The sequence below is a fragment of the Streptomyces sp. NPDC090127 genome (assembly GCF_044746945.1).
Lineage (GTDB): Bacteria > Actinomycetota > Actinomycetes > Streptomycetales > Streptomycetaceae > Streptomyces.
Window position 1 is genome coordinate 151,951 of sequence record NZ_JBIVDE010000006.1, and the last position, 13,502, is coordinate 165,452.

Below are 13,502 nucleotides of genomic sequence, written 5' to 3' on the forward strand. Positions count from 1 at the left end.
CGAGGGGAACCGGTCGCGCCACGGGGAGCGTCCGTCTCGACTGAGGGGTCCAGCACGGGGGCCTGCCATGGGTTTCGAGTACCTGAGCGCCCCCCTGCGCCCCGGACATCCCAGTGGATCAGCATTCGTCCTGTCCGTCACTTTCCTTCGTCTATTTGCGCACAAAGAGGCTATGGCTCTGATGTGCGGACACCTCCTAGACGAGGGCAGGGCCGAAAGGGTTGCCCCTTAAAATCGACGAATCGGATCGAGGGGTGGAACAGTCACCCGGGCGCGGCTCCCCAGGGCGCGAGCGCCTCCAGAACCGTCGGAGAGCCGGAAAGTGAACGCGAGGTACCGTTGAGGCAGCCTGCGAAAGACAAATGGATCGAGGTGCCAGTGCCTGACGTCTCCGTGATCGTCATCGCCTACAACGACGCAGAGCGTCTCCCGACGGCCGTGCGATCGGTGTTGGACCAGACATTGCAGAGCGTCGAAGTCGTGATCGTCGACGACTGCAGCAAGGACCGCACCTTCGAAGTCGCCCAGGAACTGGCAGCCGCGCATCCCGGCCAGGTCCGGGCGTACCAGTTGCCCGAGAACAGTGGCGCAGGCGGCGAGCCCCGCAACGTCGGCATCGGCCACGCGCGGGGCCGCTACGTGATGTTCCTCGACAGCGACGACGTCCTCGAGGTCAACGCCTGCCGGAACATGGTGTCGGCCGCCGAGGAGACCGGGTCCGACATCGTCTCCGGCCTCTGTGTCCGCCTCACCAAGGACACCCGTACCGAGAAGCGCAACGAGTGGTACGCGTGGATCTACTCGACCACGCGCACCCTGGAGTCGGTCACCGAGTTTCCGGACCTGTTCGTCTGGGACACCCTGTCGACGAACAAGTGCTACCGCCGCGACTTCCTCGTCGACAACGAGCTGCGCTTCCCCAAGGGGATGTTCTACGAGGACCTGATGTTCGTCGCCGACGCCTACCTGGCGGCGAAGAAGATCACCCTCATTCCCAACCAGGTCTACTTCTGGCACGTCTACGAGCAGGCCAAGGTCAAGTCGGTCACCAACAGCCGGCACGAGATGGTGAACTACCAGCACCGGCTGGAGATCCACCGTCGCATCGACGCGCTCCTCGACCAGCACGGTCTCGACGAGATGCGGGCGGCCAAGGACGTCAAGTTCCTCAAGCACGACCTCGTCCTTCATCTGCGTGATCTTCCGTTCCGCGACGAGGCCTACCGGCGCGAGTTCGAGGAGCTCTCCCGGCCGTACCTCCAGGGTCTGAACCGCGAGGCGTACGCCAAGGTGGCGAAGATCCAGGCGATCTGCGCCTACCTCCTGGAGAAGGGCGACTGGGAGAACCTGCTCCCCGCGGTCGACACGCTGATCCACCGCGACAAGCTCTCCGCCCCGCTCGCCGAGCGCGACGGCCGCGTCTACTGGTGCGCCGAGCACCTCGACGACGAGTTCGGCCGCGAGGTGCTCGACGTCACGGACATCGGCTACCACCAGAAGCCGATCAACAAGCTGTTCCTGCGCAACGAGCTCACCTCGTACGAGGAGTCGGGCGGCAGGGCGAAGCTCAGCGGCAAGATCACCAACCCGCTGGGGATCGTCAAGCCCGAGGACACCCTCACGGCCGAGGTGGAGTTCCGGGCGCGTCGGCGCAGCCTGCAGACGTTCCTCTTCCCCGTCGCCTCGCTCCGCCTGGACGGCGAGACGATCCACTGGGACGCCGAGGCCGACATCAGCTCCAAGCTGCGGCCGCTCGGCATCATCGACTCCGTCTGGGACGTCCGGGTCATCCTGCACGTGAACGGGGTCCGCACCCAGACCCGCCTCACCGTCGAGCAGGAACACCTGGGCGGCGGGGCGCTCCCCGTCAAGCCGCGGCTGACGCGGCTGGTGGGCGACCGCATAGAGCCCCACCCGACCTCCAGGGGCCATCTCGCCTTCCGTCTCGTCTCCTCCAAGGGCGACAGCGACCGGATCGAGGAGCTGGTCCAGCGCGGTCTGCACGGCAAGCCCGGGCAGATCGCCAAGTCCGGCTACCGCCGCGCCAAGGCGCTGCGTCAGACCCTCACCTCCGGTGAGACCAAGCTGCGGCTCTACCACGAGGTCTACAGCCGGCTCCCCGTGAAGAAGCGCACGGTCGTCTTCGAGAGCCAGCTGGGCAAGCAGTACAGCGACAGCCCGCGCGCGATCTACGAGGAGATGGTCCGCCAGGGCCTCGACTTCCAGGCGGTCTGGTCGTACACGGGCAGCCCCAAGGACTTCCCCAAGGGCGTCGAGCTGGTGCGCCGCTGGTCGCTGCCGTATCTGAAGGCCCTGGCCCGTGCGGAGTTCTGGGTCGACAACCAGAGCTACCCGCTGCGTCTGGCCAAGCGTCCCGAGACGACGTACATCCAGACCTGGCACGGCTCCGCGCTCAAGAAGATGGGCTTCGACCAGCCCAGCCTCAAGGCGCAGACCCGTAAGCAGCAGGAGGCCGAGCGCAGGCACCTCGACCGCTTCGACCACTTCCTGGTGCGTTCCGAGCACGACGTGCGGACGCTGGCCAAGGCCTTCGGGCTGAAGGACAGCACGCTGGTGCGCTCCGGCTACCCGCGCAACGACGCGCTGGTGCAGGCCCGGCAGCGCGAGGAGGAGGCCGGCCGACGGGTGCGCGGGCCGCTCGCCGAGAAGCTCGGCATCGCGGCGGACAAGACCGTGCTGCTGTACGCGCCGACGTTCCGTACGGCGGGCAGGGCCAGCCGGTTCGCGCTCCCCTTCGACGTCGAGCGTTTCGCCGAGGAGTTCGGCGACCGGTACGTCCTGCTGGTGCGCGCGCACTACCTCAACCACGTGGTGCTGCCGCCCAACGTCGAGGGCAAGGTCATCGACGTCTCGTCGGAGCACGACGTGATGCCGCTGATGGAGCTGGCCGACGCGCTGATCACGGACTACTCCTCCGTGATGTTCGACTACGCGCTGCTCGACCGCCCCATGCTCTTCTTCACGTACGACTACGAGACCTACGTCCACGAGGACCGGGGAACCTACTTCGACCTGCTGGAGCACGCGCCCGGCCCGGTCTTCCGGACCGAGGACGAGCTGCTCGACGCCGTGCGGAACCTCGAAGCCGAGGGCCGGGACTTCTGCGAGGCGCGCAAGCGCTTCGTGACCGAGTTCGGCGAGTTCGACCAGGGCGACGCCGCGCGGTCGATCGTCGAGAAGTTCTTCTCCGGGTGGAGGCGTTGATGACCGAGATGACGAGTACGACCATGACCGCCGCGCAGGACGACACCACGACCCGGGACATCATCCTGGTCTCCAACAGTGTCGACGAGCTCGGCGGTATCACCAGCTGGTCGCACCAGATGGCCCGGCTCTTCAGCGAGCGCGGCCACGCCGTCCACGTCGTCGGCATCGTCCCCGCCCCCGAGGGCAGGCGCGCCGACCTCGGCGACGACCTGCCCTACCGGACGACGACGCTGTACGACGCCCATCCTCCGGTCCTCAAGCCGCTGCGCGGCATCAAGGGCAAGCTCGACCTCGTCGAGCGCCGGCGCAGGACCTCGCGCGAGGCGGGCATGCACCGCGAGGCGGCCAAGCTCACGGCGATCTTCCGCGCCGCGCGCCCGGGTTCCGTCCTCATCGTGACGCAGGTCTGGGCCATGGAATGGGTCGCCCTCGCGGACACGGCGGGGCTGCGCGTGGTCGGCATGAGCCACGAGTCCTTCCACACCTGCCGCAACTCCTCCCGCTTCCAGCGGGTCAAGAAGTTCTACGCGGGTGTCGACCGGATGCTCGCCCTGACGCGCGAGGACGCGGACCTGTGGATTCGGCAGCGCTTCGACCACGTCGGGGCCATGCCGAACCCGCTGCCGTTCTTCCCCGAGGAGCCGTCCCCGCGCACGGCCAAGGTCGTCGTCAGCATCGGGCGGCTGCACGAGGAGAAGGGCGTCGACCTGCTGCTCGACGCCTGGTCCGCGGTGGCGCCGAAGCACCCCGACTGGATCCTGCGCGTCTACGGCTCCGGCGAGGAGGAGGCGGCGCTGAAGGCGCAGAGCGACCGGCTGGGGCTGACCTCCCAGGTCGAGTGGATGGGCCGGACCAGTGACGTCCCCGGCGCGCTGCGGGACAGCTCGCTGTTCGCCCTGTCCTCCCGCGGCGAGGGCTTCCCGCTCGCGCTGATGGAGGCCATGGCGACGGCCGTGCCCTGTGTCGCCTTCGATGTCGCCCCGGGCGTCCGCGAGATCATCACGGACGGCGAGAACGGTCTCATCGTGCCCCCCGGCAACACCGGGGAGTTCGCGCGCAGGCTCGACGAGCTGATCTCCGACCAGGAGCTGCGCGACCGGATGGGCGACAAGGCCCGCGTCGACATCCAGCGGTACTCCACGGACGAGATCGTGGCGCGCTGGGAGAACCTCTTCACGCTGCTCGACCGCTAGCGGTCGGCCGGTAGCGACGGAAGAGTCGGTAGAGACGAAAGAAGGGAGGCCCGCCGGTGACCGGCGGGCCTCCCTTCCTCGTACGGTCGGTCAGGCAGAGACGCCCCGGCGGGCGACCCAGCCCGCCCACGCCGAGTCGATCATGTCGCGGACGTCGTGACGGGCCCGCCAGCCCAGCTCGTCGGCGATCCGGTCCGCGGAGGCGACGACCCGCGCCGGGTCGCCGGGGCGGCGCGGGGTGACGACCGGGGCGACGGAGTGACCGGTGATCTCGTTGATCAGGTCGATCATCTCGGTCACGGAGACGCCCTCGCCGCGGCCGATGTTGACCGTCAGATCGCGCGGCTCACCGGCGGCGGCCCACTCGGCGAGCTTGCGCGCGGCGACGAGGTGGGCGTCGGCGAGGTCCTCGACGTGGATGTAGTCGCGGACACAGGTGCCGTCCGGGGTGGCGTAGTCGTCGCCGAAGACCCGCGGGGCCTCACCGGCGTCGAGCCGCTCGAAGACCATCGGGACCAGGTTGAAGACCCCGGTGTCGGCCAGCTGGGGGGTCGCGGCGCCCGCCACGTTGAAGTACCGCAGGCAGGCGGTGGAGATGCCGTGGGCCTTGCCGGCGGCGCGGACGAGCCACTCGCCGGCCAGCTTCGTCTCGCCGTACGGGCTCATCGGCAGGCAGGGCGTCTCCTCGGTGACGAGGTCGACGTCCGGCATGCCGTAGACGGCGGCGGAGGAGGAGAAGAGGAAGTTACGGACGCCGGCGGCGGCCACCGCCTCCAGGAGGACGGTGAGGCCCTGCACGTTCTCGCGGTAGTAGTGCAGGGGCTGCTCGACGGACTCGCCGACCTGCTTCTTCGCGGCGAGGTGGACGACGCCCGTGACACCGTGCTCGGCGATCGCCTTGTCGAGCACCTCGCGGTCCAGGGTCGAACCGACCACCAGTGGCACGCCCTCCGGCACCCGCTCGGCGTAGCCGGTGGACAGGTCGTCGAGGACGACGACCCGCTCCCCCGCCTGCGTCATGGCACGGACCACGTGCGAGCCGATGTAGCCGGCACCACCGGTGATCAGATAAGTCATTACGCCCCAAATCCTTTCGCTATGAACGGCGCGAGAGCCGTCGAAGCCTGGCCCTCACCGCTCCGAGCCCGTCGCGGGCGCCGGGTGCGATCCGCACCGCGAGCGAGCCGTTCGCCGTGGTGTACTGCTGCACCAGCAATACACCGTACCGGCTGCTCGGCAGCACCGATCGCCGCTGGCGTCCCTCCGGCAGCCGGAGCGCCGTCGAGAAGGTGTCCCCGTTCGCGCACGTCACCGTGGTCCGGACGTCCCAGAACTGGATCCCCGCGTTGCCACGGCTGCGGCCGGTCCTGGCGAGGCCGGTGAGGCCGGCCGGGACGCGGGCGGTCCAGCCGCCGTCCACCTCGGTCAGCTCGGCCCGCTCGGTACGGGCCGGCTCGTCGGAGCCCCGGGGAACGAACGCCACCTCGGCGCTGCGCGGGCCCGCCGCGCGGAGCCGGTCGTACAGATCGCGGACCGTCAGGCGCAGCTCGGCGCCCGCGCCGGTGCGCAGGTCGGCGTCGACCACCAGCGGCAGCTCGGCCAGGGGAAGGCTGTCCATGCCGCCCAGTTCCACGCCGGGCAGGTCCTCGGACCAGACGGCGGTGGCTCCGTTGCGGGCGTAGGGCGGGAGGAGCCGGGCGGGGTCGGCGGCGAGCCGGGAGAGCCGCAGCAGGTCCCGGGGCTCCTCGGCGGCCAGCAGGAAGCGGGCCGTCCAGCGGGCGGGCGGGCTCGCGGCGGCGATCTCGCCGTCCTCGAACGCCGCGAGGTGCTCGCGGGTCAGCGCCCACCAGGCCTGGCGGTACTCGGCGCCGCGCAGCCTCAGCTCGCGGGCGTACAGACGCAGGTCGTGTTCGAGGAACTTGGTGCGGCAGGCGGCGGCGAGCTCGGCGCGTCCCGCGTCCCGCAGGGTCTCCACGGCCTGGCGGTGGGCGGCGATCCGGGCCCGCCAGTTGGTGACGTCCTCGCGGGCGAGGGAGATCGACAGCTGGGCGGCGGCGCGGCGCACGTGCCAGACGTAGACGGTGTCGGGGATCACCGCGATGCGCGGCGCGGCGGCCAGCACGCGGGCGGTGAAGAGGAAGTCCTCGTAGACGAAACGGCCGTCGGGGAACCGGATCGCGTGCTCGTTCAGGAAGGAGCGCCGGTAGATCTTGTTGACGCAGAGCGTGTCGTGGACCAGCGGCACGAGGTCGGCCGGGGTCGCCAGGAGGGCGGGCTCCCGGTAGAGGGCGGGCTGCCAGCGCACGTCCCGGCCCTCGGGCAGCTCCCGTCGTACACAGGCGCCGACGGCCACCGGGGTGCGGTGCCGCTCGGCCGCGGTGACCAGGGCGTCGGCGGCGCCCTCGGGCAGGACGTCGTCGCTGTCCAGGAACATCACGTACGGCGCCGTGGCCGCCTGGACGCCGTCGTTGCGGGGGGTGCCGCAGCCGCCGCTGTTCTCGGTGCGGTGCACGACGCGGACCCGGGGGTGGAGCGCGGCCAGCTCGTCCAGGACCTTCCCGGTGGCGTCGCCGGAGGCGTCGTTCACGGCGACGACCTCGGCGACGACGGGACCCTGGGCGAGCGCCGAGCGGACCGCCTCGCCGACCAGCTCCGCGTCGTTGTAGGCGATGACGACGACGCCGAGCATGCCTGCTGTCGTGACTGGGGGGACGCTACTCACACCGAGATCCTACGGGAGCGGCCACCCCTGCCGACCGGCCCCTCCTGGGGCCGGCCAGTGGTCGACGCGCCGGCCGCCACGGGGCGCCCGGCGCGTCGCGCCCCTCTAGAAGGGGTCGAACTCGTCGTACTCGCGCTGCGCGTCGTCGCGCGCCGCGTCGCGGTCGCGGCGGCGCTGGGCGGCCGGTCGCGGGGCTTCGAGGCGGTGGTCCTCGCCACGGCGGCCGAGCATCTCGGCGCCGGCCATCATCGACGGCTCCCAGTCGAAGACGACCGCGTTCTCCTCGGAGCCGATCGCGACACCGTCGCCCGAGCGGGCACCCGCCTTCATCAGCGCGTCCTCGACGCCCAGGCGGTTGAGGCGGTCGGCCAGGTAGCCGACGGCCTCGTCGTTGTTGAAGTCGGTCTGGCGGACCCAGCGCTCCGGCTTCTCGCCGCGCACCCGGTAGACGTCCTCGGCCTCGTCGTACGTGACAGTGAAGCCGGCCTCGTCGACCGCCTTCGGGCGGATGACGATCCGGGTCGACTCCTCCTTCGGCTTGGCCGCGCGCGCGGTGGCGACGATCTCGGCCAGGGCGAAGGACAGCTCCTTCAGACCCGTACGGGCCACGGCGGAGGCCTCGAAGACCTGGTAGCCGCGAGCCTCCAGGTCCGGGCGGATCATGTCCGCCAGGTCCTGGCCGTCCGGGATGTCGATCTTGTTGAGGACGACGATGCGGGGACGGTCCTCAAGACCGCCGTACTGCCGCAGCTCCTCCTCGATGATGTCGAGGTCGGTGACCGGGTCACGGTCGGACTCCAGCGTCGCCGTGTCCAGGACGTGCACCAGGACCGAGCAGCGCTCGACGTGGCGCAGGAACTCCAGGCCCAGGCCACGGCCCTGGCTGGCGCCCGGGATCAGACCCGGCACGTCGGCGATCGTGTAGACCGTCGAACCGGCCGTGACGACGCCCAGGTTCGGGACGAGCGTGGTGAAGGGGTAGTCCGCGATCTTCGGCTTGGCGGCCGACAGGACGGAGATGAGCGAGGACTTGCCGGCGCTCGGGTACCCCACGAGCGCCACGTCGGCGACGGTCTTCAGCTCCAGGACGATGTCCCGCGCCTCGCCCGGCTCGCCCAGCAGCGCGAAGCCCGGGGCCTTGCGGCGGGCGGAGGAGAGCGCCGCGTTGCCGAGGCCACCGCGACCGCCCTGGCCCGCGACGAAGGTGGTGCCCTCGCCGACGAGGTCGGCGAGCACGTTGCCGTCCTTGTCGAGGACGACGGTGCCGTCGGGCACGGTCAGGACGAGGTCCTGGCCGTCCTTGCCGGAGCGGTTGTCACCGGCACCGGGCTGACCGTTGGTCGCCTTGCGGTGCGGGGAGTGGTGGTATTCGAGGAGCGTGGTGATCGCCTGGTCGACGACCAGGATCACATCGCCGCCACGGCCGCCGTTGCCGCCGTCCGGCCCGCCGAGGGGCTTGAACTTCTCCCGGTGTACGGAGGCGCAGCCGTGGCCCCCGTTACCCGCGGCGACATGCAGCTCGACGCGGTCCACGAAGGTGGTCATGGTTCTGTGCCTCCAGTTACAAGGGGTACTACGAGGTGGAATGTCTATCTAGTAACACGCGAAAGGCGGACCCGCTTCCCTGCCGGGAAGTGAGGTCCGCCTCCGCAAAAGAACCGATCAGGCGACCGGAACGATGTTCACGACCTTGCGGCCACGGTGGGTGCCGAACTGCACCGAACCGGCCTGCAGCGCGAACAGCGTGTCGTCGCCGCCACGGCCGACGCCCGAACCGGGGTGGAAGTGGGTGCCACGCTGGCGGATAAGGATCTCACCGGCGCTGACGACCTGACCGCCGAAGCGCTTCACGCCGAGCCGCTGAGCATTGGAATCGCGACCGTTCCGGGTGGACGATGCGCCCTTCTTGTGTGCCATCTCTCCTCAGTCCCTTACTTCGCAGCCGCGGGGATGCCGGTGACCTTGATCGCCGTGTACTGCTGGCGGTGGCCCTGGCGACGGCGGTAGCCGGTCTTGTTCTTGTAGCGAAGGATGTCGATCTTCGCGCCCTTGTGGTGGTCCACGACCTCGGCCGTGACCTTGATACCGGCCAGCACCCACGGGTCGCTGGTCACGGCGTCGCCGTCGACAACGAGCAGCGTAGAGAGCTCTACGGTGTCGCCAACCTTGGCAGTGGAAATCTTGTCAACCTCAACGATGTCGCCGACAGCAACCTTGTGCTGGCGACCACCGCTGCGCACGATGGCGTACACGCGGATCTCTCTCTCACTCGGGAACGGACCCCTGATGCCAGCCGCTCACACGGGCCGGAGCCCGCGGTGATCCGGAAGTGGACGAGTGGCCTCTCCCGGCGGACCGGGAGGAGGGTGCTCAGGGGATAGGCGGGTCATACGACACGCCGACGGTCAAGGTTACGGGCCGGTGCCACAGGGGGTCAAATTCGGGTGACGTCCCCGGGGCCGGTCCGGGCCCGGCCAGCGAGGTGGGACCGTCCCGTACGGAACGGCCCCACCCCACCGGGTCAGTCCTGCGCCGGAGCGGCCGTCTTCTTGGTGGCGGCCTTCTTGGCGGTCGTCTTCTTCGCCGCGGTCTTCTTGGCCGTCGCCGTCGTCTTCTTGGTGGCGGCCTTCTTCGCGGTGGCCTTCTTCGCCGTCTTGCGGGCGGCCGTCTTCTTGGCCGGGGCGGGAGCCTCGCCCTCGACCTCGGCGTCCGGAGCGGAGGCCTCGGGGGCCTCGGCGGGGGCGGCCGCCGGGGAGTCGACCACCAGGACGGCGGCCTCCTCGGCGCCCGACGGGGAACCGGCGGGGGCGGTCACCTTGCGGACGACCCGGCGACGGGCCCTCGGCGGGGCGGCCACGGGGGCCTCCTCGACGACCGGCGCGGGCGCCGGCTCGGGCTCGGCCTCGACGACCGGCTCCGGGGCGGCCACCGGCTCGACGACCGTCTCGATCACCGTCTCCGGCGAGCCGGCCGGGGCCGTCGCCTTGCGGGTGGCACGGCGGCGGGTGCGGGGGGCCGGGGCGGCCTCCTCGACGACCGGCGCCTCGACGACGGGCTCGACGGGCTCGGGCACGACGACCGGCTCGGGCTCCTCGACCACGACCGGGGCCGGGGTCGAGGCGACCGGAGCGGTCGCCTTGCGGGTCGCGCGGCGGCGGCCACGGCCTCGGCCGGCGGCGGCCTCCGCCTCGGCGGCGCTGCTGTACAGCTCCTCGTCGGCGCGGAAGGGCTCCTCCACGGCGATCGGCGCGGCGACCTCCGCGGCCACCTCGGCCTCGGTCTCGACCGTCTCCGTGTCGGAGTCCGTCTCCAGCGCGTCGACGTGCTCGTGCTCGTGGTGCTCGGCGCCGCCGCGGCCACGCTTCTTCGCACGCTTGCCGCTGCCGCCGCCACCGGGGGCGGTCGGCTGCTCCATGTGCACGATCACGCCACGCCCGTTGCAGTGGACGCAGGTCTCGGAGAAGGACTCGAGGAGGCCCTGGCCGACCCGCTTACGGGTCATCTGGACCAGGCCCAGCGAGGTGACCTCGGCCACCTGGTGCTTGGTCCGGTCCCGGCCCAGGCACTCCAGGAGGCGGCGCAGCACCAGGTCGCGGTTGGACTCCAGGACCATGTCGATGAAGTCGATGACGACGATGCCGCCCAGGTCGCGCAGGCGCAGCTGACGGACGATCTCCTCGGCCGCTTCGAGGTTGTTCCTCGTCACGGTCTCTTCGAGGTTGCCGCCCTGACCGGTGAACTTGCCGGTGTTGACGTCGACGACGATCATCGCCTCGGTCTTGTCGATCACCAGCGAGCCACCGCTCGGCAGCCAGACCTTGCGGTCCAGCGCCTTCATCAGCTGCTCGTCGATCCGGTACGTCGCGAAGACGTCGACCTCGCTCGTCCACTTGGACAGGCGGTCGGTCAGGTCCGGGGCGACGTGGTGGACGTAGCCGTGGATGGTCTCCCACGCGTCGTCACCGCTGACGATGACCTTCGTGAAGTCCTCGTTGAAGATGTCGCGGACGACCCGGACGGTCATGTCCGGCTCGCCGTAGAGCAGGGTCGGGGCGTTGCCGCTCTTCGCCTTCTTCTGGATGTCCTCCCACTGCGCCTGGAGCCGCTCGACGTCACGGCGCAGCTCGTCCTCGCTCGCGCCCTCGGCGGCGGTGCGCACGATGACGCCCGCGTCCTCGGGGACGATCTTCTTGAGGATGGTCTTCAGCCGGGCGCGCTCGGTGTCCGGGAGCTTGCGGCTGATACCGGTCATCGAACCCTCGGGGACGTACACGAGGTAGCGGCCCGGCAGGGAGACCTGGCTGGTCAGGCGGGCGCCCTTGTGGCCGATCGGGTCCTTCGTCACCTGGACGAGGACCGACTGGCCGGACTTGAGCGCGGTCTCGATGCGGCGCGGCCCGTGGGCCATGCCGAGCGCCTCGAAGTTGACCTCACCGGCGTACAGGACGGCGTTGCGGCCCTTGCCGATGTCGACGAAGGCGGCCTCCATCGACGGCAGCACGTTCTGGACCTTGCCCAGGTAGACGTTGCCGACGTACGAGGTGGCCTGCTCCTTGTTGACGTAGTGCTCGACGAGCACGTCGTCTTCCAGGACGCCGATCTGGGTGCGCTCGCCGTTCTGGCGGACGACCATGACGCGCTCGACGGCCTCACGGCGGGCCAGGAACTCGGCCTCGGTGATGATCGGGACGCGGCGGCGGCCCTGCTCGCGGCCCTCGCGGCGGCGCTGCTTCTTCGCCTCCAGGCGGGTCGAGCCCTTGATGGACTGGACCTCGTCGGACGGCTCGGCCTTCTCGCGGGCCGGGCGGGGCTCGCGGACCTTGACGACCGTACGGACGCCGTCCTCCTCGCCCGTCTCGCTCTCGCCCCCGGCGTCACCGCTGCGGCGGCGACGGCGACGACGGCGGCGCGAGCTGCTGCTGCCGCCGGACGTACCGCCGCCCTCGTACTCGTCGGACTCGCCCTCGTCCTCGGACTCCTCGTCCTCGGCGCCGGCCTCCTCCGCCTCGTCGCTCTCGTCGGTCTCCTCGGCGTCGGCCTCGGCGAGCTCACCGCGGCGACGGCGACGGCCGCCGCGGCGACGACGGCGGGACGGACGGTCCCCGTACTCGTCGCCCTCCTCGGCCTCCGACTCGGGCTCCTCGGCCTCGACCTCGGGCTCGTCGGCGACGGTGGCGGGCACCGGCTCGACGGCCACGGACTCGGGGGCGGGCTCGCCACGACGGCGGCGGCGACGGCGACCGGCGGGCTCGGGACGCTCGGCGGGCTCGACGGCTGCCACGGTCTCCTCGACCTCGGCCGTCTCCTCCTCCTCGTCCTCCTCCGGCTCCACGGCGCCGGCGACAGCGGCGGCGGCCGCGGTCTCCGGGGTCTGGAACATGGGCTCGGCGAAGACCGGGGCCTGGAAGACGGCGAGGGACGGGCGCGCGGCGCGGCGGCCGCGGGTCTCCTCCTCCGCCTCGGGGGCGGAGACCGGCTCGGAGGTGAACTGCGGCGAGGTGGCGCGGCGGCGGGTACGGCCGCGGGTGGCGGCCTTCTCGGCGGCGGCGACCTCGGGCTCGGCCTCTTCGGCGGTGATCTGCGCGACGGTCTCGCGCGGCAGGCTCTCGCCGGAGGCGGCGACCTCGGGCGTGGCGGCCTTACGGGTGGCACGGCGGCGGGTGCGCGCGGGGGCGGCGGGCTCCTCGGCGGGAGCCTCCTCGACCGCCGGGGCCACGACGACGGGCTCGGCGACCGGCTCGGCGGCAGCGGCGACCGGCTCGGGCGAGGTGGCCTTACGGGTGGCACGGCGGCGCGTACGAGCGGGGGCGGCGGGCTCCTCGGCGGGAGCCTCCTCGACCGCCGGGGCCTCGGCGACCGGCTCGGCGGCGGCGACGACCGGCTCGGGGGACGTGGCCTTACGGGTGGCACGGCGGCGGGCGCGCGGTGCGGGGGCGGGCTCCTCCACCGGAGCCTCCTCGGCTGCTGCGGCGGGGGCCTCGGCGGCCTCGACCGGCTCTGCCACCGGCTCGGGAGCGGTGGCCTTGCGGGTGGCACGGCGGCGCGTACGGGCGGGAGCGGCGGGCTCCTCCACGGGCTCCGGCGCGGCGGCCGTGGTGGTGGCGGGCGTCTCCACGACGACCTCGGCCTCGGTGTCGGTGGCCTCCGCCGCGACCGGCGGACCGGCGGGGCGGGAAGCGGCGCGGCGCCTGCGGCGCGGCGGCAGCTTGTCACCGGGTGCGTTGTTGTTCTCGGGGCTTTCTTCGTGCTGCTCGAGCATGCGGGCGGTTCTCCCGTCACGCCCCCGGGCGCCGCGCCTTGGTCCGGTCCGGCGGCACGATCACGCGGAATGCGCGGTGCCGCCGTCCGGGGCGCGGGCG

8 protein-coding genes are annotated in these 13,502 nt (G+C 71.4%); 2 read left to right on the top strand and 6 right to left on the bottom strand.

All coding sequences use genetic code 11. The features are described 5' to 3' along the window. Positions 1–378 precede the first annotated feature (378 nt). The gene (locus ACIPPS_RS22750; protein ID WP_401434999.1) at positions 379–3,225 is read left to right on the top strand and encodes a CDP-glycerol glycerophosphotransferase family protein; all 2,847 of its coding nucleotides are present in this window, start codon (positions 379–381) and stop codon (positions 3,223–3,225) included. Then, the gene (locus tag ACIPPS_RS22755) at positions 3,225–4,421 is read left to right on the top strand and encodes a glycosyltransferase family 4 protein (protein WP_401435001.1); all 1,197 of its coding nucleotides are present in this window, start codon (positions 3,225–3,227) and stop codon (positions 4,419–4,421) included. Before ACIPPS_RS22750 ends, ACIPPS_RS22755 begins: the two co-directional genes overlap by 1 nt. A 90-nt stretch (positions 4,422–4,511) precedes the next feature. Here ACIPPS_RS22755 and galE read toward each other — a convergent pair whose 3' ends face one another. The 6 genes from galE to ACIPPS_RS22785 form a co-directional block, all read right to left on the bottom strand. After that, complete coding sequence (galE, locus tag ACIPPS_RS22760; RefSeq protein WP_401435004.1) at positions 4,512–5,498, bottom strand: UDP-glucose 4-epimerase GalE; 987 nt, start codon at positions 5,496–5,498, stop codon at positions 4,512–4,514. Between the two features lie 19 nt (positions 5,499–5,517). Then, a complete protein-coding gene (locus ACIPPS_RS22765; protein WP_401435006.1) occupies positions 5,518–7,143 on the bottom strand; it encodes a glycosyltransferase family 2 protein in 1,626 nt (541 codons plus the stop codon). A 105-nt stretch (positions 7,144–7,248) separates the two neighbouring features. After that, entirely contained in the window at positions 7,249–8,688 is a 1,440-nt protein-coding gene (obgE, locus tag ACIPPS_RS22770) for a GTPase ObgE (RefSeq protein ID WP_401435009.1), read from the bottom strand. Positions 8,689–8,805: 117 nt separating this feature from the next. Then, positions 8,806–9,060 (bottom strand): 50S ribosomal protein L27, encoded by a 255-nt coding sequence (rpmA, locus tag ACIPPS_RS22775; RefSeq protein WP_073914109.1) that lies wholly within the window; start codon positions 9,058–9,060, stop codon positions 8,806–8,808. A gap of 14 nt (positions 9,061–9,074) precedes the next feature. Beyond that, positions 9,075–9,395, bottom strand: coding sequence for a 50S ribosomal protein L21 (gene rplU, locus ACIPPS_RS22780; protein WP_015033583.1), 321 nt, complete (start codon positions 9,393–9,395; stop codon positions 9,075–9,077). A 269-nt stretch (positions 9,396–9,664) separates the two neighbouring features. Next, positions 9,665–13,402: a ribonuclease E/G gene (locus ACIPPS_RS22785; RefSeq protein WP_401435012.1), complete on the bottom strand. Its 3,738-nt coding sequence runs from the start codon at positions 13,400–13,402 to the stop codon at positions 9,665–9,667. Positions 13,403–13,502 lie beyond the last annotated feature (100 nt).

Bases quoted from the DNA above. Each gene is read 5' to 3' on its own strand.
- galE (WP_401435004.1), bottom strand. From the start codon at position 5,498: ATGACTTATCTGATCACCGGTGGTGCCGGCTACATCGGCTCGCACGTG.
- obgE (WP_401435009.1), bottom strand. From the start codon at position 8,688: ATGACCACCTTCGTGGACCGCGTCGAGCTGCATGTCGCCGCGGGTAAC.
- ACIPPS_RS22785 (WP_401435012.1), bottom strand. From the start codon at position 13,402: ATGCTCGAGCAGCACGAAGAAAGCCCCGAGAACAACAACGCACCCGGT.
- ACIPPS_RS22755 (WP_401435001.1), top strand. From the start codon at position 3,225: ATGACCGAGATGACGAGTACGACCATGACCGCCGCGCAGGACGACACC.
- rpmA (WP_073914109.1), bottom strand. From the start codon at position 9,060: ATGGCACACAAGAAGGGCGCATCGTCCACCCGGAACGGTCGCGATTCC.